Origin of the sequence: Sphingopyxis sp., assembly GCF_965279725.1 — a bacterium.
Taxonomy (GTDB): domain Bacteria; phylum Pseudomonadota; class Alphaproteobacteria; order Sphingomonadales; family Sphingomonadaceae; genus Sphingopyxis.
This window is the reverse complement of the sequence record NZ_CBDIIL010000001.1, coordinates 492,221-515,949: the sequence shown is the minus strand read 5'-3', so window position 1 is coordinate 515,949 and position 23,729 is coordinate 492,221. Positions and strand designations below refer to the sequence as shown.

Genomic DNA, 23,729 nt, shown 5'->3' with positions numbered 1-23,729 from the left:
TGTCCCCACCAAGGCGGGGATTCGGCGGTCAGCTCAAAACCTTTGCAAGCGCGCTTTGCCACCCGGCAAGGCGCGCTTTGCGTTTGTCGGCGCCCAGCGCAGGCGTGAAGCGGGTGGCGGTGCCGCGCATCGCCTTCGCCGCGCTCGCCAGATCGGGATAGAGCCCCGCGCCGGTCGCCGCGAGCATCGCGGCACCCAAAGCTGTACTTTCGACGAAATCGGGCCGTTCGACGGTCAGCTCCAGCATGTCGGCCAGATCCTGCGCCATCCAGTCGTTCGCCGCCATGCCGCCGTCGATCCGCAAATCGGCCCAATCGACGCCATCGGCGGCAAAGGCGGATTTCAGGTCGTGCGCCTGATACGCCTGCGCCTCCAGTGCCGCGCGCGCAACATGCGCCTTGCCGCTGGCAAAGCTGAGGCCAGAGATCGCGGCAAGCGCATCGGGGCGCCAATGCGGTGCGCCCAGCCCGGTGAGGGCAGGGACCAGATACACCCCGCCATTATCGGCGACCGACCGCGCCAGCCCCTCACTCTCGCCCGCATTGGCCAGCAGGCCGAGCCCGTCGCGCAGCCATTTGATCAGGCTCCCCGCGACGAACACCGATCCTTCAAGCGCGTAAGACCGGACATCGCCTTCTTGCACCAGCACCGTCGCGAGCAGGCGATTGGTTGAGTATGGGCGCGCGGTGCCACTCGCCGACAGGATGAAGGCGCCGGTGCCGAAGGTCGCCTTGGTCTGACCCGGCGCCAGGCACGCCTGCCCGATCGTCGCCGCCTGCTGGTCGCCTGCCATGCCGCAGATCGGAATCGCGCCGCCGAACAGATCGGGGTCGGTCGTGCCGACGGTGGTGGTGCAACCCGTGATTTCGGGCAGCAGCGCCATCGGCACCCCGAGCAAATCGCACAGCCCCGCGTCCCAGCCGCCGCTACCATTGATGTCCATCAACAACGTCCGCGACGCGTTGCTCGCATCGCTGACATGCACGCCGCCGGTCAGGCGAAAGATCAGATAGGATTCGATCGTCCCGATCGCGAGCCGCGCGCCCGCCTCGTGCAATTGCGGCCAATGCTTCAGCGCCCAGCCGATCTTGCTCCCCGAAAAATAGGGATCGAGCAGCAAGCCGGTGGTCGCCTGCACCGCCGCCTCATGCCCCGCGTCTTTCAGCGCCGCGCAGTCGGCGGCGGTGCGCCGGTCCTGCCACACAATCGCGGGCGCCAGCGGTTCGCCGGTGGTGCGGTCCCAGAACACGACGGTCTCGCGCTGGTTGGTGATGCCGATGGCGGCGACGTGCTCGGCACCCCCGGCCTTCTTGATCATCGCCCGGGTGCAGGCCAGCGTCGCCTCCCAGATTTCGGCGGCATCATGTTCGACCAGCCCAGCCCCGGGATAATGCTGCTGAAACTCCCGCTGCGCGCTGCCTAGCGGGATGCCGTCGGCGGCGAACAGCATTGTACGGGTCGAGGTAGTCCCCTCGTCGATGACGATGATCTTCTCGGCCATTAGAAACCCCTCATCCTTTCGGGCTGAGCTTGTCGAAGCCCTGCTTTTTTCTCCATCCTGATGAAGAAAGAACGGCCCTTCGACAAGCTCGGGGCGACTGGGTTAAGAAGGCCGTTAACGAATGCCGCGCAATTATCTTGCAAAACCGCGCAACCCATGCCATATGTTGTGCAGCGCAGCATGGCGGGATGACCCGCCGTAACCACCGGCAGCGTGATTTTCCCGCCCAATCTCAGGCGCGGGACGAGTCGGACCAGCGCTTTGTCCCCAGAGGCACCCTTTCACGCGGGTCGTTTCGAACCCGCGGCCCGTGCGCCGTCCGTTCGATCCGAACGGATGCGCCTGCGCGTCGCTCATAGTGAGTATTTATGACAACTTTTAACGACTTTGGCCTGCACGCCGACATCAATCGCGCGCTTGCCGCCAAGGATTATACCGTGCCGACACCGATTCAGGCGCAGGCGATCCCGCCGCTGATGAAGGGCCGCGACCTGTGCGGCATCGCGCAGACCGGCACCGGCAAGACCGCCGGTTTCTCGCTGCCCTCGATCCACCATCTTTTGACCTATCCGCACCGCCCGACCCCGCGCGGTTGCCGGATGCTCGTCCTCGCCCCGACGCGTGAGCTCGCGGCGCAGATCGCGCAGAGCTGCCGCGATTATGGCCGTTTCACCAAGCTGTCGGTGTCGACGGTGTTTGGCGGCGTGCCGATCAACAAGCAGATCCGCGACCTGTCGGGCGGCGTCGACATCCTCGTCGCCACCCCGGGCCGCCTGCTCGACCTGATCGACCAGCGTGCGCTGCGCCTCGACGATGTCGAAATCTTCGTTTTGGACGAAGCCGACCAGATGATGGACATGGGCTTTATCCATTCGCTGCGCCGCGTGGCGAAACTGCTGCCGTCGCGCCGCCAGAACCTGTTCTTCTCGGCGACGATGCCCAAGGAAATCGCCGGCCTGGCCGAACAGTTCCTCAATGATCCCGTCACCGTCTCGGTCACCCCGCAGGCGACCACGGTCGAGAAAATCCGCCAGTTCGCGACCTTCGTCGAACAAAAGGAAAAGCAGGCGCTGCTACACTCGGTCGTCGCGACCCAGGATATCGACCGCGCGCTGATCTTCACCCGCACCAAGCATGGCGCCGACCGCGTCGTGCGCCACTTGGCGGGCGCCGGGATCAAGGCGATGGCGATCCATGGCAACAAGAGCCAGTCGCAGCGCACCCATGCTTTGCAGGCGTTCCGCTCGGGCGATATCAAGCTGCTCGTCGCGACCGACATCGCCGCACGCGGCATCGACGTGTCGGGCGTCAGCCATGTCATCAACTTCGAGATCCCGAATGTGCCCGAACAATATGTCCACCGCATCGGCCGCACCGCGCGCGCCGGCGCCGAGGGCATGGCGATCAGCTTCATTGCCCCCGATGAGCGGCCGTATATGAAGGACATCGAACGCGTCACGCGCAGCAAGTCCGAGCCGATGGCGCTGCCGGAGAATTTCAACGAGCTGGTGCGCAACCTGCCCAAGCCCGTTGCGGGTCCGCGCGACACCGGCAGCCAGGGCCGTGACCCGAACCGTCAGCGCCAGGACGCCAATCGCGGCCGCAATGGCAGCAAGCCGCAAGGCGAGCGCGGCCCGCGCCGCGATGGCGCAGCTGGTGATGCGACGGCCGAAGGTCAGCGCAAGCGTCGCTTCCGCCCGCGCAACAAAAGCGTTGGCGCCCACAAGAGCGCGGTAACCCGCGTCGGCTAAGCATAACCATCTTCCTATTCCGTTCGTGCTGAGCTTGTCGAAGCACCGTCCTTTCCTCTAGCGTCGGCTAAACGAAAGAACGGCCCTTCGACAGGCTCAGGGCGAACGGGGGAAGATAATGACCGAAGATATCGCGGCACCCATCGACACCCGCCAAAGCGAGCGCAAGGTCATCCTCGCGTCGTCGCTCGGCACGGTGTTCGAATGGTATGATTTCTACCTCTACGGCCTGCTCGCGACGGTCATTTCGGCGCAATTCTTTTCGGGCGTCAATGAAACCACCGGCTTCATCTTCGCGCTCGGCGCCTTTGCCGCGGGCTTCGCGGTAAGGCCGTTCGGGGCGTTGGTGTTCGGCCGCATCGGCGACCTCGTCGGGCGCAAGAACACCTTTCTCGTCACCATGGGGATCATGGGCGCGTCGACTTTCCTCGTCGGCGTCCTGCCCAGCTATGCATCGATCGGCGTCGCGGCGCCCGTGCTGCTCGTGGTGCTGCGCTTGCTCCAGGGTTTGGCGCTGGGCGGTGAATATGGCGGCGCGGCGACCTACGTGGCCGAACATGCCCCCGAAGGGAAACGCGGCCTCTTCACCAGCTTTATCCAGACCACCGCGACCCTCGGCCTGTTCGCGGCGCTCGGCGTCGTCATCACGATCCGCTCGCTGATCGGCGAGGAAGCGTTTGCCGATTGGGGCTGGCGCCTGCCGTTCCTGATCTCGATCATCCTGCTTGGCGTGTCGCTGTGGATCCGCATGCAGCTGAACGAAAGCCCGGTCTTTCAAAAAATGAAGGACGAAGGCACGACCTCAAAGGCGCCGCTGACCGAGGCGTTCGGGCGATGGGCCAACCTGAAATGGGTGATCATCGCGCTGTTCGGAGCGGTCGCGGGGCAGGCGGTCGTCTGGTACACCGGTCAATTCTACGCGCTGTTCTTTCTCGAAAAGACGCTGAAGGTCGACGGTGCTACCGCGAACATCCTGATCGCCATCGCGCTCGCGCTTGGTACCCCTTTCTTCATCCTGTTCGGCTGGCTCAGCGACCGGATCGGCCGCAAGCCGATTATCCTCGCCGGCTGCGCGCTTGCCGCACTGACTTATTTCCCGGCGTTCCACATGCTGACCGCGGCCGCCAATCCGGCGCTGGCCGAGGCACAGGCCAAGGCGCCGGTGACGGTGGTCGCCAATCCCGCCGCTTGCTCTGTCCAGTTCGATCCCGTTGGCAAGAACAAGTTCGACCGGACCGCCTGCGATGTGGCGAAATCCTATCTGGCGAAAGCCGGCATACCCTATGCCTCGCGCGACGCGGAGGATGATTCGGCGGCGGTCATTGTCGGACAGAAGGCAATCTGGATTGCCAATCCGTCGGGCGGCATTGGCCCCGGCACGAACGCAGGCAGCATCCCCTATAGTCTGGCGGAAGTGGGCGCCGCGCTTGATGCAGCCGGCTACCCTGCAAAGGCCGACCCCGCCCGCATCGACAAACCGCGCGTCGTCGGAGTCCTCTTCTACCTCGTGTTGCTGGTGACGATGGTTTATGGCCCGATCGCTGCGCTGCTCGTTGAGTTGTTCCCCAGCCGCATCCGCTATACCGCGATGTCGCTGCCCTATCATATTGGCAACGGCTGGTTCGGCGGCTTCCTGCCGACGACAGCGTTCGCGATGGTCGCGGCGACAGGCAACATCTATTATGGGTTATGGTATCCCGTTGTGCTGGCCGCACTGACGGTTGTGGTGGGTCTTTTCCTGCTGCCTGAAACCTTTCGCCGCCGCATCGACGAATAGCGGACGTTGACGCGCGAAGCGCGCGGATTAGGATCGCGGCTTGCCGGAGGGGGCTTGATGATGATCGACGACGATGAATTTGAGCGCCCGCCGCCGCGCCGTCCGTTCTGGCGGCGCAAACGGGTGATGATCCCGCTCGCTTTGCTGCTGGCGATCGTCGCTATCTTTCTCGCACTGCGCACCGCCGACACCGACCGCGACGCAATGATCGCTAAATATGGTGGCCCGAACGCAGCCTTCGTCGCCGGCCCCGCAGGCCAGCGCATCCATTACCGCGATCGGGGTAAGCGTGACGGCCCCGCGATCGTCCTGCTCCACGGATCGAACGCCAGCCTGCACACCTGGGAACCGCTGATCGCGCGGCTCGGCGGCACCTACCGCATCGTGACTCTTGATCTGCCCGGCCACGGCCTGACCGGTGGTACGCCCGACAAGGATTACAGCGCCGACGGCATGATCGCAGCGGTCGACGTCGTGACCGCAAAACTCGGGATCGACCATTTCACGCTGGGCGGCAATTCGATGGGCGGCTGGGTCGCGTGGCGCTTCGCGCTGGCGGAGCCTGCCCGCATCGATGCGCTGCTCTTGCTAGACGCTGCCGGTATGCCGCTCCGCAAAGGAGAGAAAGCGCCCGAATCTAACGTTGGTTTCCGGATCCTGAAATATCCCGCCGGCCGCTGGCTCGCGACCCAGATCACCCCGCGGTCGCTGGTCGAACAGTCGCTGCGCGGGTCGGTCGAAAAGGGCGCAATCATCGATGACGCGATGATCGATCGCTATTGGGAACTGCTGCGCTTTCCGGGCAATCGCGAGGCAACCGTGCTGCGCGCCCGGCTGAACCGCGAACCCGCGATGGCGGCGCGCGTCGCCGCGATCAAGGCGCCGACCTTGATCCTGTTCGGCGACAAGGACCGGATCATCAACCCCAGCGCGGCGCAGACCTTCCACGACCGCATCATCGGATCCGAAGTTATATTGCTGCCCGGCATCGGTCATCTGCCGATGGAGGAAGCGCCCGACGCGACCGCCGACGCGATCGCCGATTTCCTTACGCGGCGGCTTGCCGCCCCGTCGCCGGATCGTCCAGAAACGCGCTGATCCGCGCCGATATGGCGGCGGCATGGGTAAAGGGGAAGAGGTGCGATCCCGGCACCACTTCCCGCACCGCGCCGTCGATCAGGCTGGCAAGCATCTCGCCATAGCAGGCGGGCATAACGCCATCTTGCTCTCCCATCAGCACCAGCGTCGGCAGGGTTTTCAGACCGGGCAGGAAAGCGGCGCTGCTCCACCCCGCCATGGCGGCGGTCTGGTAAGCAATGCCCAGCGGTGTCGCCGTCTGGATTTTCAGCCCGCTCGCCTGCATGTCGTTATCGAACAGCGCCGCCCACCCGATCCCGGGTGCCCCCATGACGGGGGTCGTCGCCATCAGCACCAGGCTGCGGACGCGGCCGGGAAACTGGATCGCGATTTGCTGCGCCAGCGCACCGCCCCAGCTGAACCCGGCGATGTCGATGGTCTTGTGGCCAAAGCGGTCGGCGATTTCCATCACCACCGCCGCGATCGTCGGGGCGCCATAGGGGATCAGCGCATCAGGCGACCCGCCGACGCCAGGCATGTCGAGCGTCCACACCTCCCGTCCCTGAATTTGCGCAAGCAACGGAGCCGCGGCGGCGATGTCGGCGCCGATGCCGTTCAGGAACAACAACGGCGTGCTGCCATCTGCCGCGCTCTGGCCTTCGCGCCAACGCGCGACCCTCAGATTCAGGCCATAGACATGCTCGGTGGTGATGACGGGGCGGCCGCTGATCCTGCTCATGGGCTCAGCTGTCGCATGTTTCGGTGACAGGTGAAAGGCTGGCGCGGTCTAGCCCGGCAGTTTCGCGGTCGCCGCCTGCTCATACCGCAGGCAATCGAAAATCTTGGCACCCGCCAAGAACACTGAACCGCTGCACGCCACCAGCAACAGCTTGCCGCCGACCCCCGGATATTCGTGGAGATAGGCCGCACCGCGCGCCATCGCGCCGACGCCGAGTGCATAGATGATCAGACACGCCTCGAGGCGTGTCTTGATGACGAACAGGCGTCCGATTTTTTTCCACATCACCCATCACCCAGCAAGACCCGTGCCACTGGCGTAAAAGCGGGATTCGGCGCGCCGGGCTTATGGTAAACTGTAAGTTAATCCGACAGGTTAGGGAAGGGCGGTGTCGCGATGCGTGTCCCGCTCAGGGAATTAACGCGCTTTTGAAGTCATTTGTTCCCGCAGTTTTTGCAGCTCGCGTTGTGACACCGGCGCCAGCCCGGCGGCGGGTTTGCCGTTGCGAAGCCGCTTGCGGTCCTGCTCCGATGGCTCGATTCGGCGCACCCGCACAGCGGCGTGACCCTGCGCCTTGATTCCCAGTTCTTCGGCGGCGCCGCGCGACAGGTCGATGATCCGGCCCAGCGCGAACGGGCCGCGGTCGTTGACCCGCACGATGATCCGCCGCCCGGTATCGAGCGCGGTCACCTCGACATAGGTCGGCAGGGGCAGGGTGGTGTGCGCTGCGGTGATCCAGCCAGGCCGAAATTCTTCGCCATTGGCGGTGCGGCTTCCTGATTCGCTGCCGTACCAGCTGGCATAGCCCACCGCGTCATAGGTCGGGGCAGCGGCGGGAACATAGGTCGTACCGCGGATCGCATAGGCTGGGCCGATCCGCACCGGCGCATCGGCGACCGGCCGGAAATTACCCCCGGCGCAGGCCGAGAGCGACAACGCCAATGCTGCTGCGCCTATGATGACATGTTTCCGCATGGGCTCGACCCTCGTCTCAGGCCGTCCGTGCGAACCAGATCACGTGGCGCGGACCTTTGCCATTGCTGCGCGCGCGCACGCCGACCTCTTCGACCTGAAAGCCCGCTGCGCTTAACCGGCGGGTGAAGCGGGCGTCGGGGGCGGCGGACCATATCGCCAATATTCCGCCGGGCCGCAGCGCCGCCTTGGCGGTGGCAAGGCCCGCCGCCGAATAGAGACCCTCGTTCGCCTCGCGCGTCAGGCCATCGGGGCCATTGTCGACGTCGAGCAGGATCGCGTCATAGCGGCGCGTCGCTGCGCCGATGGCTTTCGACACGTCGCCGAGGACAAGTTCGACCCGCGGATCGTCAAGACAGCCTGCCGCCAGTTCCGCCATCGGACCGCGCGCCCACTCGATGATGCCCGGCACCAGCTCCGCCACAGCAATCTTCGCGTCGGGGCCGAGCACCGCCAGCGCGGCGCGCAGCGTAAACCCCATGCCGTAACCGCCGATCAGCAGGCTTGCCGCTTTCGGGCTGCGGAGCCGCTCGCACGTCAACGTCGCCAGCGCTTCTTCAGAGCCGCTCATCCGGCTGCTCATCAATTCGTTGCGGTCGATCGCGATGATGAAATCATCGCCGCGCCGGTACAGCCGCAGCTCGTCGCCGCCGGGTACCTGCGCCGTCCCGAGCAATTCGCGCATTTTCATGGCTCAGGTCAGTTCGTTGAGGTCGAGCGCTGCAAGCAACGCGGTGCGCGCGCTGCGCACATCGGACGCCAGCGTCGCCGAAGCAAGGTCGCCCGGCGCAATCGCCTCGGGCCAGTGGCTCGCGACAACCTCGGCGATCCGGTCGAGCTTCGCGTCGTCCGCCATGAACCGCGGATCGACCGTCGCCGGGTCGGCCACAACGCGGAGGCGCAGGCACGCGGGGCCGCCGCCGTTCGCCATCGACTGGCGGACGTTGACCGGCAGCAGGCGGCGAATCGGACCGTTGCCCGCGATATGCGCCTCCAGCCATTGCCACACCGCGGGAATCGCTTGGGCCTCGGTCGGCAGCACCAGCCCCATGCCGCCGCTGTCGGGCAGGCTGACCAGCTGGGCGTTGAACAGATAGGATCGGATCGCGTCGGGCAGGGTCACCGCGCTGGCGGGCACCTCGACGATCTCGACCGCAGGAAACGTCGCTCGGATTTCGGCGTGGGCCGCCTCGCGATCCTCGAACGCCGTTTCGTGGGTGAACAGGACATGTTCGTTCGCCACCGCAACCACGTCGTTGTGAAAGGCGCCGCCCTGAATCGCAGTGTCCGACTGGCGAATGAACAGCGTGCGCTTCGGATCGAGCCGATGGTGACGCGCGATCGCCTTCGACGCGTCGAGATGCTGGCGGGCCGGAAAGCGGCCGCCGCCGACGCCATAAACGAAGATTTCGACTCCTTGCCTATCATGCCCGTTGCACAGCCGCATATGGTTCGCCGCGCCCTCATCGCCGAACGGCGCCGGGATCGGCGCGTGCACCGCAAAGGCCGGATCGGCAAAGGCCAGACGGAGCTGCGCCAGCGTTCCCGGCCATTCGTGGCTGCGGTGCGGCATGGTGACGAGGTTGGCGACGGTCAGATGACATTTCCCGTCTGCAGAATCGGGGGCGGGTGAAACGGTTGCGGCGTTGGCGGCCCACATCGACGACGCCGACCACGCCTGTGCGCGCAAATGCCCCTCGGCATCGTCCAGCGTCGTACCGAGCGTATCGAGCCACGGCGCGTCGGGGCGATCGAGCGGCATGAAGAAACCTTGGGCGAGCCCGAGCGCGAGATTGTGACGCATCTTGTCGATGCCCTGCAGCGCTGCCGCACGCGGCTGCGACACGTCGCCCGCATTCGACGCCGACGCGATATTGCCGCGGCTCAGCCCCGCATAATTGTGGCTGGGGCCGATGATCCCGTCGAAGTTGATTTCGCAGAGCATGGCGTTATCGGCCGATCCAGCTTATCTCGCCGCCCTTGTCGACGCCGAGCACCTTCGCGGCTTCAGCATCAAGCGTCGATTCCTCGCCTACCTTGCCGAAACAGCAACGGAAATCGGCTAGCCTGCCGGTCGCGACCAAAGCATCACTGCCTCTATCGCTGATCGCCGACACCTCGCCATGCTTCGCGCCCGCGATGCTCGCCACCTGGTCGGTGCGCGCGGTCATCGTCGGGCCACCGTCAAAGATGTCGACATAATTTTCATAGGCGAAATTCTCGTTTTCCAGCATCCGCATTGCGGCGCGACCGCTGGGGTGCGGAACACCGATGACGCTGCGCGCATGGTCGCTGAGCATCGCGATATACACGGGATGCTTGGGCATCAGGTCGGCGATGAACTGGTTGCCGTGGACCGCGTTGAACTGGTCGGCTTCCTGGAAACTCATCCCGAAAAACTTGCCCGCGACCCCGTCCCAGAAAGGCGAGCCGCCCGCCTCGTCGATCACCCCGCGCAGTTCGGCGAGGATGCGATCGCCAAAGCGCGCGCGGTGGCGGGCGATGAACAGGTAGCGCGACCGCGCGAGGAGCAGGCCCAGCCCGCCGGCGCGCGCCGCGGGGTGGAGAAACAGCCCGCCGACCTCGCTCGACCCGTTGAGGTCGTTGCTCAGCATCAGGATTTGCGCCTGAAAGGTGCGGCCAAGTTGTTCGCTATGTTTGCTGTCGGTGCCGATGCGATAACTATAAAAGGGCCAGCGCTGGCCGACCTGCCCGAAAATCTGGCAGGTGCCGCGCACTTCGCCGCTGTCGAGATCCTCGAGCACGAGCAGGTAGAGCTCGTCCGACGGATATTCCTTGTCGCTCGCGAACGAGGCTTCGGTGCGCTCGAGCTTGGTCCGCAGCGCCTTTTTGTCGGGAGGCAGGTTGGTGAAGCCGCCGCCGGTCAACTTCGCCATCTCGTAAATGCTCTGCAAATCGCCCGGCTTGGCTGCCCGGATCACGTAATTCACACTGTCCCCCGTTCCGCAATGCGTATCATGGTGAGCGCCGACAGCTGCGCGCGTTCGGCGAGGCTGTCGACGATCAGAAATTCGTCCGCCGAGTGGATCGCGCCGCCGCGCGGTCCCATCGTATCGACCACCGGAATCCCGCAGGCGGCGATATTGTTGCCGTCGCACACACCGCCGGTGGCGTTCCAGCTGATCGGCGGCAGGCCGAGCGCCGCGCCGCAGTCGCGCACCAGTTCGAACAGGCGCGTTGCCGCCGCGTCGAGCGGTTTGGGCGGGCGGTTGAAGCCGCCGTAGAGGTGGCAGTGGACGTCGTGGTCGCGCTGGATGTTAGCGATGGTGTCACGTAGCGCGGTTTCGGCGGCGATCATCGCTTCCGGGTTCGCGGGGCGCAGGTTGACGCGCAGGATCGCCTGATCGGGGACGACATTGTTCGGGCCGCCACCGTCTATTCTGGCCGGATTAACTTTCAATTCCAGAGACTTGAGTGCGTTCAGGCGCACCGCGAGGTCGGCGGCGGCGACGAGGGCGTTGCGACCCTCGTCGGGGTTGCGGCCCGCATGCGCCGCGCGGCCATGGATGATGACGCTGAAGTTGCCGCTGCCCGGCCTTGCCCCCGCTAACGTACCGTCGGGCAGCGCCGGTTCGTAGGTCAAGGCAGCGGTTTTCCCGGCGGCAAGTTCGGCAATCAGCCGCGCCGAGGCGTGGCTGCCGGTTTCCTCGTCGCTGTTGATCATCACGTCATAGCCGACACGCGCCGCGAACGGCGAGGCTTCGAGCGCGGTCAGCGCAGCGAGGATCACCGAAATACCCGCCTTCATGTCGGCGGTACCGGGGCCGTTGAGCACCCCCGGTTCGAGCCATGTCAGGGTCTGGAATGGATGATCTGCGGCGAACACCGTGTCCATATGGCCGGTGAGCAATAGCTGGACCGGCGCATCGGGCCGCACCCGCAGATGGAGATGGTCGCCGCGCTGGATCGTGCTGACCCGGCCCGCGGCATCGACGCTTTCGACCGGATCGGCGGCGATGAGGCGGACGTCGCCGGGCAGCGCTGCAAAGGCATCGGCGAGCAGGCCAGCGACATTTTTCAGGCCCATAAGATTGCCGGTGCCGCTGTTGACCGCGGCCCAGGTTTCGACCTGCGCCAGCATCGGCGCATCGGCGGCGCGTTCAAGCGTCGCGGTTTCGGATGCGGTGAGCGTGGTCATCGCACGGCTATAGCGAGCAGCGCGCCGCTTGCCACCCCCGCCGGGGATGAAACATCGGCCGACTATGACCCGCGGTTATGGCGCGGCGGTCAGACTGCGAGCAGCAGCGTGTCGTCGACCTGCGGCGCCGCGGCCTCGAACGAGGGCAGCGGATCGAAACTGGCGTCGATCAGCGCCGGTTCGACCAGCCCGTCCAGCTTGAAATGGCCCAGCCGCCGGTCGTCATCGGACCGCCAGCTTTTTTCGAGGTTCAGCGCGCTGACGAACAGGTCGCCGCGGCGTTCGAACATCTGGTGCGGCGCCAGCTTCATCAACTGGCCGTTATAGTGCGCGGTGACGACGCGCTTGCGCGCGATCGCTTCCATCAGCGTCAAACGGGTTTCGTTCATGATCGCGCCGGGGGGAGGAGAGGAGAGGTTTTGTTGTGCATTGCAACATAATGCACATGCGGACGGCGCGGGCAAGTGCTGAAACGAAACCCATCGACTGAAATCCTATGGGTAAATTGCCGCCATTGCCATATCGGGACAATCGCGGCATAGGGCGGCGGCCCTTTCCTCCCCGGGTCCACGGGCGCAGCCGCGCCGACCAAAGGGTGCTGACATGACCGAATTTCTTGACCGCAACGGCTTGTCCGTCGATTCGCGTCTGGCCGATTTTATCGAGCAGAGGGCGTTGTCCGGTACCGGGCTAGACGCCGCCAAATTCTGGGCCGATTTCGCGGCCGTGCTCGGCAAGTTCGCCCCCGAAAATGCCGCGCTGCTGGCGAAGCGCGAGGATTTGCAGTCCAAGATCGATGCATGGCATGTGGCGCGTGGCGGGCAGCCGCATGACGCCGCGGCCTATCAGGCGTTTCTGCGCGACATCGGCTATCTGGTTCCCGAGCCCGCGCCGTTCCAGATCGGCACCGACAATGTCGATCCCGAAATCGCGACGATGGCCGGGCCGCAGCTGGTTGTGCCGGCGCTCAACGCCCGCTTCGCGCTCAACGCCGCCAACGCGCGCTGGGGCAGCCTGTACGACGCGCTTTACGGCACCGACGCGCTCGACGCGCCGCCCGCCAAGCCCGGTGGCTATGACGCGGCACGCGGCACGGCGGTGATCGCGCGCGCCAAGGCGTTCCTCGACGAAGCAGTGCCGCTCGCGTCGGGAAGCTGGGCCGACTGGCAGGGCGGCCAATTGACGCTGGCCGATCCGACGCAATGGGTCGGCAGCAAGCCCGGCGGCATCCTGCTCCGCCACCATGGCCTGCACATCGAACTGGTGATCGATTCGGCGAGCGCGATCGGCAAGACCGACCCCGCGGGCATCGCCGACGTCGTGCTGGAATCGGCGCTGACCACGATTATCGACCTCGAGGACAGCGTCGCCGCCGTCGATGGCGAGGACAAGACGCTCGGCTACACCAACTGGCTCGGGCTGATGCGCGGCGACCTGACCGAAAGCTTCGCCAAGGGCGGGCAGACCGTTACCCGTGCGATGGAGGCCGATCGCGAATGGACCGCGCCGAATGGCGATCCCTTCCTCCTCCACGGCCGCAGCGTGATGTTCGTGCGCAATGTCGGGCATCTAATGACGACGCCTATGATCCGGCTGCCCGGCGGCGCCGAAGCGCCCGAAGGGCTGTGCGACGCCGTCATCACCGCGCTGTGCGCGCTCCACGACCTCAAAGGCCTCGGCACCCTCACCAACAGCCGCGCGGGCAGCATCTACATCGTCAAGCCGAAGCAGCATGGGCCGGACGAGTGCGGCTTTACCGACCGGTTGTTCGACGCGGTCGAGGATATGCTCGGCCTGGCGCGTCACACGATGAAGGTCGGGGTGATGGACGAGGAACGGCGCACCAGCGCCAACCTGGCTGCGTGCATCCACGCGGTGAAGGACCGCATCGTGTTCATCAACACCGGCTTCCTCGATCGCACCGGCGACGAAATCCATACCTCGATGCGCGCCGGGCCAATGATTCCGAAGGGCGAGATGAAGGCGAGCGACTGGATCGCGTCGTATGAGGATCGCAACGTCCGCATCGGGCTGGCGTGCGGGCTGTCGGGCAAGGCGCAGATCGGCAAGGGGATGTGGGCGATGCCCGACCTGATGCGCGGGATGCTCGATGCCAAGCTCGGCCATGCGAAATCGGGCGCCAACACCGCATGGGTGCCATCGCCAACCGCCGCGACGCTGCATGCGCTGCATTATCATATGGTCGACGTGTTCGCGCGCCAGAAGGAAATCGCGGGCGAGGCGGTGCCCTCGCTCGACCGGTTGCTGAACATTCCGGTCGCCATCGGGCGCAACTGGAGCGAGGCCGAGATCACCCGCGAGCTCGACAATAATTGCCAGGGCATTTTGGGTTATGTCGTGCGCTGGATCGACCAAGGGGTTGGCTGTTCGAAGGTGCCCGACATCGACGACGTCGGCCTGATGGAGGACCGCGCGACGCTGCGGATTGCGAGCCAGGCGCTGGCCAACTGGCTGCTGCACGGGGTGTGCAGCACGGAACAGGTCGATGCGGCGCTGGCGCGGATGGCGGCAAAGGTCGACGGGCAGAACGCAGGCGATGCACTGTATGAAAAATTGACGCCCGACGGGATCGCCTGGCAGGCAGCGCGGGCGCTGATCTTTGACGGCGTAACGCAGCCATCGGGTTACACCGAGCCGTTGCTGCACAAGTTCCGGCAGGCGAAGAAGGCGGCGGGTTAAGGGCGGTCTGCTTTCGAGCAGTCGCCGACGTTTCTAAATCCTCGTCACTCCGGACTTGATCCGGGGTCTAAGACTTCGGCGCTGCGGTGGATCCCGGATCAAGTCCGGGATGACGACATAAGGATGAAGCAACGTCCGCTTGTCACCCCAAAGGGGACAACCCATTGTAACCATTGCCCGACAAGCGTAGTTCGTCTGTAGAGCCCGGGTCGATCTAGTGGGTGAGCAGCTATGGTCGCTATCCAGATACCTTGTAAAACTTTCCTGAACGGGCTCGATCCGCGGTCGAAGGCGGCGCGGCGGGCGGGTCACGCTCGCGTGATTGCCGCTGCGATCCTCGTTGCCGGCACCAGCATCGCCAATTTGTCCGCGGCCAATGCCCAGGACAAGGTTAGCACCGTCATGGAAATTGGCGGCAGCAAGCTGGCGGTGTCGCCGCAGGAAATGCGGGCGCTGTCGAACCTCGGCAATCTGGCCCGCAGCGCGCAGACCGGTAGTCAGGATCGCGCATTGGCCGAAGCGCGCCGCGCCGTTAACAGTCGCGATGCGCGCTTCGCGCTGGCGCTGTACGAACTGGAGATCGGCAATCGGCGCGGCGACGATGTGATGCGCGCGGGCGCGCTGGACGTGCTGATCGTCAGCCCGTTGACACGAGGGGACCGCCTGGCGGGCCATTTGGCGACGCGCGGGCAGATTGCCTTTCGCGCGGGCGATTTCGACACCGCGGGCAAGCTGTGGGCGCGATGGGTTGAACTGACGCCGTCCGACCCCGACGCCTTGGCCAATCTGGCGCAGGTGCGGTTGGCGCAAAAGGATGCGCCGGGTGCGATGGATCTGCTGACGCACGCCATCGCGGCGCGCGCCGCGCTGGGCCAACCGGTTTCGGAGGGATGGTATCGGCAACGGTTAAGTATCGCCCAGCAGGATAATCTGGTCGCACCCGGCATCGACGCCGCGCGCGCGTTGGTCGGCGCATTTCCGACGCCCGAAAACTGGCGCATCGCTTTGGTCGTGTACCGGCAGTTGGCGGCGGCGGAGGGGGCATTGGAAGTCGACCTGTTTCGCCTGACGCGTCACGTTGGCGCGCTGACGCAGGCGGCCGAATATCAGCGGATGGCGCAGCTGCTGAACCAGTCGGGCGAGCCGCGCGAGGCGAAGGCTGTGCTGGGCGAAGGGGTGGCGCGCGGGCTGCTCGACGCCGCCACGTCGCCGACGCGCGAGATCGCCGCCGAGGTCGATCGCGCGATTGCCAAGGGGCGGAATGGACCGATGGCGAAACCGGACCTGCCGAACGGGGCGGGCGCGCAGGTGCGGCTGGGCGTGGCGCGGCTGAATGCCGGGCAGCGCGCCGAGGCGGAAGCGGCGTTTCGAGCCGCGGCGGGCGATCCGGCGGGCGGGCGTTATGCCGATCTTGGCTTTTTCTGGCTGGCGTCGTTGGGACGGGATTTTTGATCCCCTCATCGCTGCCGTTTCCATACAATACGCCTTGCCTCCACCCGCTATAACGCGCCATCCTAGAGGCGGGCAATGTGGGGGCAGGGCGATGACGGCACCGTTTAATTTCGGGCAGCTTAAATTTTTGAAGGCGCTGACCGAGGCGCTGTTTCACGATGCCGACATGGCGATCACCGCCGATCAGGTCGTCGATAATATCTGTCAGCTGTTCGCCAAGGTCGGGGGGACCAAACTCGACGAGATTCGCCTGTCGCTGATTGCGACCGAAGTGGTGCTGGGCGGACCCTTCTTTACCGAGGACGACGTGGCGGGACGCGCCACAAAACTGAAGAACCGGCTGCAGAACAGCCAGATCGATCTGTTCCAGGACATGGCGCGGCTGCGCGGGATTATCTATGCCTGCTATTATGGCCATTGGCAGCCGGGGCTGGTACCGGGCGATCAGGACGCCAATATCACCAATCCGGTGCACCGGCAGATCGGTTTCACGCTGCCCAAGTTCCGCCAGCGCGGCCCAAGCGAAGTCGCGATCGAGCCGGTGCCTGGGCGCGAAATCGATCCGGCGCACATCCTTGATGCTGCGACGCTGGGCGACGAATATGATGTGATCGTGATCGGATCGGGCGCGGGCGGCGGGGTCGCCGCGCATAACATAGCGGCGCAGGGGTATAAGGTGCTGATCGTCGAGGCGGGGCCGTTTTTCCCCTCGCACCGCATCAATCACCACGAACTCGACATGATTTCGCAGCTGTACAAGCATGGCGCGTTGCAAACGTCGACCAACCGCGATTTCGTGGTGTTTCAGGGGCGCTGCGTCGGCGGGTCGTCGACGATCAACAACGGCATCTGTCTGCGCGTCAACGAGGCGGGGCGGACGCATCCTGACGCGCGGGATGTGCTGGCGAAATGGGCCAGCATCGGGGCGCCGATCGACGCGGCGGCGTTTCATGCGAGTTACGATGCGGTGCAGGCGAAGCTGGGCATTGCGCCGATCGAGCCGCGCAGCGGGCGGCACAACGGGCCGCATCTGATCGAGGGGTGGCGCGCCTATGCGGCGGCGTCGGGCAAACCGCGCGACGCGCGCGCGATCACCGACTGGTTCACCAAGAATTTCGGCCCGCCGAACACGCCCAACGCGTGTGCTTACTGTGGTTACTGCAATTCGGGCTGTCCCTATGGCCGCCGCATGGGCATCGCGCAGACCTATCTGCCCGCGGCGTGCCGCGACCATGGCGCGCGTATCCTGCCCGATACCAAGGCCGAACAGATCGTCTGGCAGACCGCCTATGACGGCCGGCGCGACGCCGAAGCGGTGAAGCTGATCCTCCCCGATGGATCGAACAGGCTGGTGCGGGCCAAGGTCGGCGTCGTCGTTGCGGCCGGCACGATCGCCTCGTCGAAACTGCTCGACCGCAGCGACATATCGGGGACCGGCTATCAGGTGTCGCTCAACGTCGCCTCGCCCGTCGTCGCGCTGATGCCCGACGGCGTCGGCGGCAATGCGTGGGACGAGGATCAGATGTCGAGTTATGTCGATTGCGGCGACTTTCTGCTCGAAAGTCATTTTCAGCCGCCGATGTCGATGGCGTCGCTGATGCCCGGCTGGTTCGGCGATCACGCCGCGCGCATGAAGAATTTCGGCCGCGTCCATTCGGCGGGCATCCTGTTCCCCGCCGACCGGCGCGGGCGGGTGGTCAACGACAAGTTGCAGTTTCAGCTGGATGTGCAGGACGACCTGCCGGTGTTGCGCGACGCGATGGCGACGCTGACCAAGGTGCATTTCGCCGCGGGGGCGATCGAATGTTATCCGGCGCTGGCGCGCGGGCAGGTGGTGACGCGCGGCATGGATGTGGATGCGTTTTTCCGCGATGCAATCCGCGAACAGGATGATGTCACGCTGTCGAGCAGTCACCCGCATGGCGGCAATGCGATCAACGAAGATCCGCAGCACGGCATCGTCGACCTCGATTGCCGAGTGCATGGGACGACCAATGTGCTGGTCACCGATGCCAGCGTGTTCCCGAGCTGCATTCGCGTCAACGCGCAATGGACGACGATGGCGATGGCGCATTATGCGACCGGGCGGAGCGATCCCTTCCGTTGACGTGCAATCGCGCGTACATGGCGCGCGGATGTTCCAGGTTGCTGCCCTTTATCGTTTCGCGCCGTTCGATGATCCCGCCGTGCTGCGCCAGCCTTTGCTCGACCTGTGTGCCGCGCACGGCGTCAAGGGCACATTGCTGATCGCCCGCGAAGGCATCAACGGAACGATCGCCGGCCGCGTCGATGACATTGCGGCGGTGATCGCGCATATCCGCGCGCTGCCTGATTGCGCCGACCTCGACGTCAAATATTCGGTCGCCGCGGCGATGCCGTTCCAGCGGATGAAGGTGCGGCTGAAAAAGGAAATCGTGACGCTGAAGGTGCCGGGCATCGATCCGGCGCGCGACGCCGCGCCTTACGTCGACCCCGTCGACTGGAATGCGCTGATCGACGATCCCGGCACCGTGCTGATCGACACGCGCAACGGGTTCGAGGTCGGTTACGGCAGCTTCGACGGCGCGATCGACCCGGCAACGAACAGCTTTGGCGAGTTTCCCGAATGGTGGCGCGCGAACGCGGACCGCTTTGCCGGAAAGCGCGTGGCGATGTTCTGCACCGGCGGCATTCGCTGCGAAAAATCGACCGCGTTTCTGCGCCATGAAGGGGTCGAGGATGTTGTCCACCTGAAAGGCGGCATATTGGCGTATCTAGAGCAGGTGCCGGCGGATCAGAGCCGCTGGCAGGGGAGCTGTTTTGTGTTCGATGAGCGGGTGAGTGTCGGCCACGGGCTGGTCGAGGTCGGCGAGAAACCCGGCGCGGACTGAGCCGTCAGGCGACCGTCAGCGTGTAGGTCACCCGATAATCGCTCGCATCGCCGTCGAGCGTGCGGGTGAACGTCCCGGGTGCTTCGCCGATGTCGATCGTCCCGATATTGTCACTGCCGCCGATATCGTCGAATTCGCGCAGTTGCAGGCTCACCGGCTGATCAAATTCAAAGCTCTGATTCACCGCCCAGCTTTCGCCCTTCTTGATCGAGTAGATATCGCTCTTGCCCTCGGGAAAGCGCTGGCCCGTGTTGAAGCGCAGGAACAATTGGTCGGGCAGGCCGAGTCCTAACCGACCGGTAAGCTTGACGCATTCGACGCGGACGTTCGACAGGGTGAACCTGCGCGCGGACGGACGTGTCGCTGGAGCTGGGTCTTCAACCGCGGCCATCGTCACCGGCACGGCGGTCGCGCCCGGATTCTTCAGCAGCCGGTTGATATTGTCGCCCGCCTGACCCGCAAATTTGCCAGCCGGAAATTCGGCGAGATAGGCGCTGAAGCCGCGGACATTGTTCTCCGCCATCGCGCCCTTCCACAGCAGCTCCTCCAGCCCGCTGCGGTCACCCGAAGCCGCCGGTGCGGTCGGGGTGGCGCGCGGAACGAGATAGACCGGGGTGCCGGTGATGCTGGCGCTGACGAAGGGGCGCTGGCTGCCGCCGGTCGCCGCGAGCACATCGTCGCGGATCAGGCCGCCGAGCAGCTGCACCGGCACGTCGGGCTGTGGCAGGCGTTTGGCGAGCGAAGTCGCAAAAGGCGAATTGCCTGCCGTCCCGTCGGCGGCAGTCTGCCCCGGCGCCGCGGCAAAGATGACGAGCACATCGTCGGCCTCGACCCCTGCCAGGCCGTTGACCACCGCGCGCGTTCCCGACCGCCAAGAGCGGCCGAACGGGTTGTTGCGGCACGAATCGAGCACCACCATGCGGACCTGCGCCCCCGACACCGATTCCATCAACCGATCGAGGTTGATCGCTTCATAGGGCAGATCGAGGTCCGATTTCAGCTGCGCGTCGGTCGGGATCAGCCAGTTCTTGCCCTGTGCCTCGATGCCGTGCCCCGCGAAATAGACCATCGCGACGTCGGCCCCATCGGCCTTGGCGCGGAAATCGCGCATCGCTTTCTGGAAGTCGTTGACCGACAGGTCGGCCGCAATCGTCACGTCATCGAACCCCGCCTGCTTCGCCGACGCCGCGATGATCTTGATGTCGTTGACCGGGTTCGCCAGGCGGCTGGTGTTCGCATAGTCCGAATTGCCGATCACCAGCGCGACCTTGCGCGCCTCGGCGCCGGTCGACACCGATAAAAAGGCGGCGGTGAGCGCGATAAGCCAAACTCTCGTCATTTCGATATCCTCTGGTCAGGAAAGCGGGCGGGCGGTGCCATATTCGACCCAGCCGAACGGGCGCGGGGTCTGCGGCATATAGGCGGCGAATTGCCGATCGACCGAAAAGCCGGCCTTTTCATACGCATCGCCGATCGGGCGGGTCAGGTGGCAATTGCCGCCGATGCGTTTCCACACCGGCTCGATACGCCGCTGCCATTTCGCGACTCCGGCATCGGGCGCGGCGCCATGTTCGAGGAACAGCGCGGTGCCGCCGGGCCTTAGCACGCGGCGGATTTCGGCGAGCACCGCCGCCTGTTCGGCAACCGAGCACAAAGTGAAGGTGGTGACGACAGTGTCGAAGCGCGCGTCAGCAAACGGCATCGCCTCGCCGACGCCGCCCTGAATATCGGCCGTCATCCCGCGCGCCTGCGCCGCGGCGCGGCTCATCGCCAGCAATTCGGGCGAGGGGTCGAGGCCGGTGAAGCTGGTCACGCGCTCGGACACGTAAAATTCCATGTTGATGCCGCCGCCGCAACCAAGTTCGAGTACGTCGCCGCGCGCATGCGGCACGACCTTGCTGCGCACCTTCATGATCTGCCCTTGCGAACAGGCGCATTTGATCAGGCGCGGCACTCCATGACGTTCCCACCAACTCGCCATTTGTCGGACTCCCCCTTGGCGCGGCCAGTCTTCCCTTGGCGCGGAAGGTGACCCTTGCTAGCGCGGTTGGCAACACCCATCTGTGCCTGTCCGCACAGCCACTGAAAGACGATCATGCCCAGCGTTCACCACACCAAGATGCTCATCCTCGGCTCCGGCCCCGCCGGCCTGTCGGCCGCCATCTATGCGGCGCGCGCCGGGATGATGCCGATCGTTGTGCAGGGGCTGCAACCCGGCGGCCAGCTGACAATTACCACCGACGTCGAAAACTATCCGGGCTTTGCCGAGGTGGTGCAAGGCCCGTGGCTGATGGAACAGATGACCGCGCAGGCGATGCATGTCGGGACCAGCATGATCTGGGACACGATCGTCGACGTCGACCTGTCGCGCCGCCCGTTCAAGATCACCGGCGACGGCGGCGACGTCTATATGGCCGAAACCCTCGTCATCGCGACCGGCGCACAGGCGAAATGGCTGGGCGTTCCGGGCGAGCACGAACTGGGCGGCAAGGGCGTGTCGGCATGCGCCACGTGCGACGGCTTTTTCTATCGCGGAAAAAAGGTCGTGGTGATCGGCGGCGGCAACACCGCGGTCGAGGAAGCGCTCTACCTCACCAACCACAGCGACGATGTGACGCTGATCCACCGCCGCGACCATTTGCGCGCCGAAAAGATCCTGCAGGACCGCTTACTGGTCAATCCGAAGATCAAAGTGTTGTGGAACAAGAAGGTCGATCGTTTCGTCGCGGGTGAGGGCGTTTCGGGTCTCGTCGGCGTCGACCTGATCGATACCGTCACCGGCGAAGCGAGCCATGAGCCGACCGACGGCGGTTTTGTCGCGATCGGCCACAGCCCGTCCACGGAGCTGTTCAAGGGCAAGCTGCCGCTGGATGCGGACGGGTATCTGGCGGTGACGCCGGGGACGTCGTTGACAAGCATCCCTGGGGTGTTTGCGGCGGGTGACGTCACCGACAAGGTGTATCGCCAGGCGGTGACCGCAGCCGGCATGGGCTGCATGGCGGCGCTGGATGCCGAGCGGTTCTTGGCCGAAGCCGAGTATAAGGCGTCGGTGGAGGCTTGAGGCTGGGCCGCCGCGCCGCCAATCGACGGTCCCCTCTATCGTCACCCCGGGCTTGACCCGGGGCCTGCCTTGTCTTTTCGCTCGAGGCTGGGAAGAAAGAAGGCGGGTCCCGGGTCAAGCCCGGGATGACGCAATCAATCCAATTTTTCCAGTATCCGCTCCGCCAACCACGCGCCATCATCCCCGGCAAAGCTGTGCGACGGACTGGCGAGACGCTCGACCGGAACCCGGCTCAATGCCGTCGGATAATTCTCCATAAAAGCCTGCGCCGTCCGGTCGCCCGTCGCGAGCAGGATGGTCGCCGGGCAACCGAGTCCGGCCAACGCAGCCTCGATCCGCGCCGGCAGGCCATCGGGCGCTGCCGGTGCCGGCGGTTTGCCGAGCGCCGACAAGCCGCGCAGCAGCTTGCGAAAATCGACCTCGCCCTTCAGCAGCCGGATCAGGCTTTTCGGATCCTTCAACCGCGCCAGATAGCGTGCACGGATCGCGGTTGCGGGCGGCAGCGTGGGTTCATCCGTCTCCTCGCTGTCATCATTTTCGTAAGTCCACGGATTGGCGAGGAACAGCGCGTCTAGCGGCAGTGGCTGATGGAGCAGCAGTGCGCTGGCGGCGTCGCAATTGCCGAAGGCGGTGATGCGGGTGAGTTTTGGTGCGGCGCGGCGGAAGACGGCGATTGCGGCGGCGATGTCGGGGGCACTGCTGGTGTAGCCGCCGTTCACGCCCTCGCTGTCGCCGATGCCGCGGCGGTCGAAGCGGAAGACGGGGTGACCGGCTTCGGCGATGCGCTGCGCAAGCGTCGCAATGCCGCGATGCGCGCCGCTGCGGATTTCATTGCCGCCCGAGACGATGAGCAGGCCGGTGGTGCCCGGTGCGTCGTCGAGCGTTGCGGCGAGGGTGGCGCCTTCGCACGGAAAGGTCAGCTGATGCCGCATGTCGTGCTCCATGCGGCGATGTCGGCGGCGATCGCTTCAGCCATCGCGGCATCCTCGCCGGGTTCGGCGCGCAGCCACAGGGGGGTGCCAGCGATGGCCTCGGCGCCGGTGCCGAGGGTGACGGTGCGGACCGGGACGATGGTTTGGACTTCGGCGCTGCCGAGCTGTGCGACCATGGTGGGCGAGAGCCGGTTGCCCGCGAGCAGCAATGGCGCGGCGGCGGCTGCGGCTTGCAGGCCGTCGAGCGACGAGGTCACACCGCCTTCGCGATCCGCGGCGACGCGCGCGCGCATCAGGGTACGGAGCAGCGACGCGCCGCCGACGGGGGCGAGGCGCCACCATGCGGTGGCTTTTGCATGGTGGTCGATCAGGGCGCCGCCGCGCAGCGAGGCGATGATCAGCGGGCCGTCGATGGTGGCTGCGGCATCGGCGAGGGCGCTCTGCCAGCTGGCGAGATCGACCTGTTCCAGCGCGACGAGGCTTTCATTCTGGCCGGGGAGGTCGGGGAGCAGGGTCGCGAAACCGTCGGCCGCCAGCGCGCGCATCGCGAGGACGATGGTGCGGCGGGTGCGGTTGGCTTCTTCGAACAGCGGCAGGACGAGCAGGATCGTGGCGCGCGGGGTGCCGGTGGGGGTGATGCGGAGGGTGTGTTCGGGGGTGGGGGTCGCCATTCGCATGCTCCCTGTCGTCATCCCGGCGAAGGCCGGGATCTCACCGCAGCGTAATTCGCGACGGCGA

General features: G+C 65.5%; 21 protein-coding genes. 8 read left to right on the top strand and 13 right to left on the bottom strand.

Annotation, left to right across the window (positions count from 1 at the left end):
• Nucleotides 1–28 precede the first annotated feature (28 nt).
• On the bottom strand, nucleotides 29–1,501 hold the full coding sequence (locus tag ACQY6T_RS02465; protein WP_428628024.1) for a glycerol kinase: 1,473 nt from the start codon (nucleotides 1,499–1,501) through the stop codon (nucleotides 29–31).
• A 368-nt stretch (nucleotides 1,502–1,869) separates the two neighbouring features.
• On the opposite strand from ACQY6T_RS02465, the gene ACQY6T_RS02460 reads away from it, so the two are divergent.
• From ACQY6T_RS02460 to ACQY6T_RS02450, 3 genes are all read left to right on the top strand, one after another.
• Nucleotides 1,870–3,252 carry a DEAD/DEAH box helicase gene (locus tag ACQY6T_RS02460; RefSeq protein ID WP_428628021.1) on the top strand — a complete coding sequence of 461 codons (1,383 nt, stop codon included), beginning with the start codon at nucleotides 1,870–1,872 and terminating at the stop codon, nucleotides 3,250–3,252.
• Nucleotides 3,253–3,370: 118 nt separating this feature from the next.
• A complete protein-coding gene (locus ACQY6T_RS02455; protein WP_428628020.1) occupies nucleotides 3,371–5,029 on the top strand; it encodes an MFS transporter in 1,659 nt (552 codons plus the stop codon).
• 57 nt (nucleotides 5,030–5,086) lie between these two features.
• Complete coding sequence (locus tag ACQY6T_RS02450) at nucleotides 5,087–6,127, top strand: alpha/beta fold hydrolase (RefSeq protein ID WP_428628018.1); 1,041 nt, start codon at nucleotides 5,087–5,089, stop codon at nucleotides 6,125–6,127.
• On the opposite strand, the gene ACQY6T_RS02445 is transcribed toward ACQY6T_RS02450, so the two are convergent.
• The 8 genes from ACQY6T_RS02445 to ACQY6T_RS02410 all read right to left on the bottom strand — a co-directional run bounded on the left by ACQY6T_RS02445 (nucleotide 6,078) and on the right by ACQY6T_RS02410 (nucleotide 12,365).
• Nucleotides 6,078–6,845 carry an alpha/beta fold hydrolase gene (locus ACQY6T_RS02445; RefSeq protein ID WP_428628016.1) on the bottom strand — a complete coding sequence of 256 codons (768 nt, stop codon included), beginning with the start codon at nucleotides 6,843–6,845 and terminating at the stop codon, nucleotides 6,078–6,080. The two genes, ACQY6T_RS02450 and ACQY6T_RS02445, sit on opposite strands and share 50 nt — an antisense overlap.
• A gap of 48 nt (nucleotides 6,846–6,893) precedes the next feature.
• Nucleotides 6,894–7,130 carry a hypothetical protein gene (locus ACQY6T_RS02440; RefSeq protein WP_428628014.1) on the bottom strand — a complete coding sequence of 79 codons (237 nt, stop codon included), beginning with the start codon at nucleotides 7,128–7,130 and terminating at the stop codon, nucleotides 6,894–6,896.
• A 132-nt stretch (nucleotides 7,131–7,262) separates the two neighbouring features.
• Nucleotides 7,263–7,820 carry a septal ring lytic transglycosylase RlpA family protein gene (locus ACQY6T_RS02435; protein WP_428628011.1) on the bottom strand — a complete coding sequence of 186 codons (558 nt, stop codon included), beginning with the start codon at nucleotides 7,818–7,820 and terminating at the stop codon, nucleotides 7,263–7,265.
• 16 nt (nucleotides 7,821–7,836) lie between these two features.
• Nucleotides 7,837–8,508: a spermidine synthase gene (locus ACQY6T_RS02430; RefSeq protein WP_428628008.1), complete on the bottom strand. Its 672-nt coding sequence runs from the start codon at nucleotides 8,506–8,508 to the stop codon at nucleotides 7,837–7,839.
• A 3-nt stretch (nucleotides 8,509–8,511) separates the two neighbouring features.
• Nucleotides 8,512–9,762: an N-succinylarginine dihydrolase gene (locus tag ACQY6T_RS02425; protein ID WP_428628006.1), complete on the bottom strand. Its 1,251-nt coding sequence runs from the start codon at nucleotides 9,760–9,762 to the stop codon at nucleotides 8,512–8,514.
• A 4-nt stretch (nucleotides 9,763–9,766) separates the two neighbouring features.
• Nucleotides 9,767–10,768 carry an arginine N-succinyltransferase gene (locus ACQY6T_RS02420; RefSeq protein ID WP_428628003.1) on the bottom strand — a complete coding sequence of 334 codons (1,002 nt, stop codon included), beginning with the start codon at nucleotides 10,766–10,768 and terminating at the stop codon, nucleotides 9,767–9,769.
• Nucleotides 10,765–11,976, bottom strand: coding sequence for a hydrolase (locus tag ACQY6T_RS02415; protein ID WP_428628000.1), 1,212 nt, complete (start codon nucleotides 11,974–11,976; stop codon nucleotides 10,765–10,767). Before ACQY6T_RS02415 ends, ACQY6T_RS02420 begins: the two co-directional genes overlap by 4 nt.
• Before the next feature lie 89 nt (nucleotides 11,977–12,065).
• Nucleotides 12,066–12,365, bottom strand: coding sequence for a hypothetical protein (locus ACQY6T_RS02410; protein WP_428627998.1), 300 nt, complete (start codon nucleotides 12,363–12,365; stop codon nucleotides 12,066–12,068).
• A gap of 214 nt (nucleotides 12,366–12,579) precedes the next feature.
• On the opposite strand from ACQY6T_RS02410, the gene ACQY6T_RS02405 reads away from it, so the two are divergent.
• The 4 genes from ACQY6T_RS02405 (at nucleotide 12,580) to ACQY6T_RS02390 (ending at nucleotide 18,998) form a co-directional block, all read left to right on the top strand.
• Nucleotides 12,580–14,676: a malate synthase G gene (locus tag ACQY6T_RS02405; RefSeq protein ID WP_428627995.1), complete on the top strand. Its 2,097-nt coding sequence runs from the start codon at nucleotides 12,580–12,582 to the stop codon at nucleotides 14,674–14,676.
• A 231-nt stretch (nucleotides 14,677–14,907) separates the two neighbouring features.
• Complete coding sequence (locus ACQY6T_RS02400; protein ID WP_428627992.1) at nucleotides 14,908–16,128, top strand: hypothetical protein; 1,221 nt, start codon at nucleotides 14,908–14,910, stop codon at nucleotides 16,126–16,128.
• 91 nt (nucleotides 16,129–16,219) lie between these two features.
• Entirely contained in the window at nucleotides 16,220–18,235 is a 2,016-nt protein-coding gene (locus tag ACQY6T_RS02395; RefSeq protein WP_428627991.1) for a GMC family oxidoreductase N-terminal domain-containing protein, read from the top strand.
• A 28-nt stretch (nucleotides 18,236–18,263) separates the two neighbouring features.
• Nucleotides 18,264–18,998, top strand: coding sequence for a rhodanese-related sulfurtransferase (locus ACQY6T_RS02390; RefSeq protein WP_428627988.1), 735 nt, complete (start codon nucleotides 18,264–18,266; stop codon nucleotides 18,996–18,998).
• Between the two features lie 4 nt (nucleotides 18,999–19,002).
• Here ACQY6T_RS02390 and ACQY6T_RS02385 read toward each other — a convergent pair whose 3' ends face one another.
• A complete protein-coding gene (locus tag ACQY6T_RS02385) occupies nucleotides 19,003–20,337 on the bottom strand; it encodes a caspase family protein (RefSeq protein ID WP_428627985.1) in 1,335 nt (444 codons plus the stop codon).
• A gap of 15 nt (nucleotides 20,338–20,352) precedes the next feature.
• Nucleotides 20,353–20,979: a class I SAM-dependent methyltransferase gene (locus ACQY6T_RS02380; protein ID WP_428627983.1), complete on the bottom strand. Its 627-nt coding sequence runs from the start codon at nucleotides 20,977–20,979 to the stop codon at nucleotides 20,353–20,355.
• Nucleotides 20,980–21,093: 114 nt separating this feature from the next.
• On the opposite strand from ACQY6T_RS02380, the gene trxB reads away from it, so the two are divergent.
• A complete protein-coding gene (gene trxB, locus ACQY6T_RS02375; RefSeq protein ID WP_428627980.1) occupies nucleotides 21,094–22,059 on the top strand; it encodes a thioredoxin-disulfide reductase in 966 nt (321 codons plus the stop codon).
• A 134-nt stretch (nucleotides 22,060–22,193) separates the two neighbouring features.
• On the opposite strand, the gene ACQY6T_RS02370 is transcribed toward trxB, so the two are convergent.
• The gene (locus ACQY6T_RS02370) at nucleotides 22,194–22,991 is read right to left on the bottom strand and encodes a hydrolase 1, exosortase A system-associated (RefSeq protein ID WP_428627978.1); all 798 of its coding nucleotides are present in this window, start codon (nucleotides 22,989–22,991) and stop codon (nucleotides 22,194–22,196) included.
• Entirely contained in the window at nucleotides 22,976–23,662 is a 687-nt protein-coding gene (locus ACQY6T_RS02365) for a hypothetical protein (RefSeq protein WP_428627977.1), read from the bottom strand. The genes ACQY6T_RS02370 and ACQY6T_RS02365 overlap by 16 nt, the downstream gene beginning before the upstream one ends.
• Nucleotides 23,663–23,729: the final 67 nt, after the last annotated feature.

What these genes read in the sequence shown, in the direction of transcription:
- ACQY6T_RS02450 (WP_428628018.1), top strand. Translation starts at nt 5,087, where the DNA reads ATGATGATCGACGACGATGAATTTGAGCGCCCGCCGCCGCGCCGTCCG.
- ACQY6T_RS02445 (WP_428628016.1), bottom strand. Translation starts at nt 6,845, where the DNA reads ATGAGCAGGATCAGCGGCCGCCCCGTCATCACCACCGAGCATGTCTAT.
- ACQY6T_RS02415 (WP_428628000.1), bottom strand. Translation starts at nt 11,976, where the DNA reads ATGACCACGCTCACCGCATCCGAAACCGCGACGCTTGAACGCGCCGCC.
- ACQY6T_RS02365 (WP_428627977.1), bottom strand. Translation starts at nt 23,662, where the DNA reads ATGGCGACCCCCACCCCCGAACACACCCTCCGCATCACCCCCACCGGC.
- ACQY6T_RS02455 (WP_428628020.1), top strand. Translation starts at nt 3,371, where the DNA reads ATGACCGAAGATATCGCGGCACCCATCGACACCCGCCAAAGCGAGCGC.
- ACQY6T_RS02380 (WP_428627983.1), bottom strand. Translation starts at nt 20,979, where the DNA reads ATGGCGAGTTGGTGGGAACGTCATGGAGTGCCGCGCCTGATCAAATGC.
- ACQY6T_RS02440 (WP_428628014.1), bottom strand. Translation starts at nt 7,130, where the DNA reads ATGTGGAAAAAAATCGGACGCCTGTTCGTCATCAAGACACGCCTCGAG.
- ACQY6T_RS02435 (WP_428628011.1), bottom strand. Translation starts at nt 7,820, where the DNA reads ATGCGGAAACATGTCATCATAGGCGCAGCAGCATTGGCGTTGTCGCTC.
- ACQY6T_RS02400 (WP_428627992.1), top strand. Translation starts at nt 14,908, where the DNA reads ATGGTCGCTATCCAGATACCTTGTAAAACTTTCCTGAACGGGCTCGAT.
- ACQY6T_RS02385 (WP_428627985.1), bottom strand. Translation starts at nt 20,337, where the DNA reads ATGACGAGAGTTTGGCTTATCGCGCTCACCGCCGCCTTTTTATCGGTG.
- ACQY6T_RS02405 (WP_428627995.1), top strand. Translation starts at nt 12,580, where the DNA reads ATGACCGAATTTCTTGACCGCAACGGCTTGTCCGTCGATTCGCGTCTG.
- ACQY6T_RS02395 (WP_428627991.1), top strand. Translation starts at nt 16,220, where the DNA reads ATGACGGCACCGTTTAATTTCGGGCAGCTTAAATTTTTGAAGGCGCTG.
- ACQY6T_RS02465 (WP_428628024.1), bottom strand. Translation starts at nt 1,501, where the DNA reads ATGGCCGAGAAGATCATCGTCATCGACGAGGGGACTACCTCGACCCGT.
- ACQY6T_RS02460 (WP_428628021.1), top strand. Translation starts at nt 1,870, where the DNA reads ATGACAACTTTTAACGACTTTGGCCTGCACGCCGACATCAATCGCGCG.
- ACQY6T_RS02425 (WP_428628006.1), bottom strand. Translation starts at nt 9,762, where the DNA reads ATGCTCTGCGAAATCAACTTCGACGGGATCATCGGCCCCAGCCACAAT.
- ACQY6T_RS02430 (WP_428628008.1), bottom strand. Translation starts at nt 8,508, where the DNA reads ATGAAAATGCGCGAATTGCTCGGGACGGCGCAGGTACCCGGCGGCGAC.
- ACQY6T_RS02390 (WP_428627988.1), top strand. Translation starts at nt 18,264, where the DNA reads ATGTTCCAGGTTGCTGCCCTTTATCGTTTCGCGCCGTTCGATGATCCC.
- ACQY6T_RS02370 (WP_428627978.1), bottom strand. Translation starts at nt 22,991, where the DNA reads ATGCGGCATCAGCTGACCTTTCCGTGCGAAGGCGCCACCCTCGCCGCA.
- ACQY6T_RS02410 (WP_428627998.1), bottom strand. Translation starts at nt 12,365, where the DNA reads ATGAACGAAACCCGTTTGACGCTGATGGAAGCGATCGCGCGCAAGCGC.
- trxB (WP_428627980.1), top strand. Translation starts at nt 21,094, where the DNA reads ATGCCCAGCGTTCACCACACCAAGATGCTCATCCTCGGCTCCGGCCCC.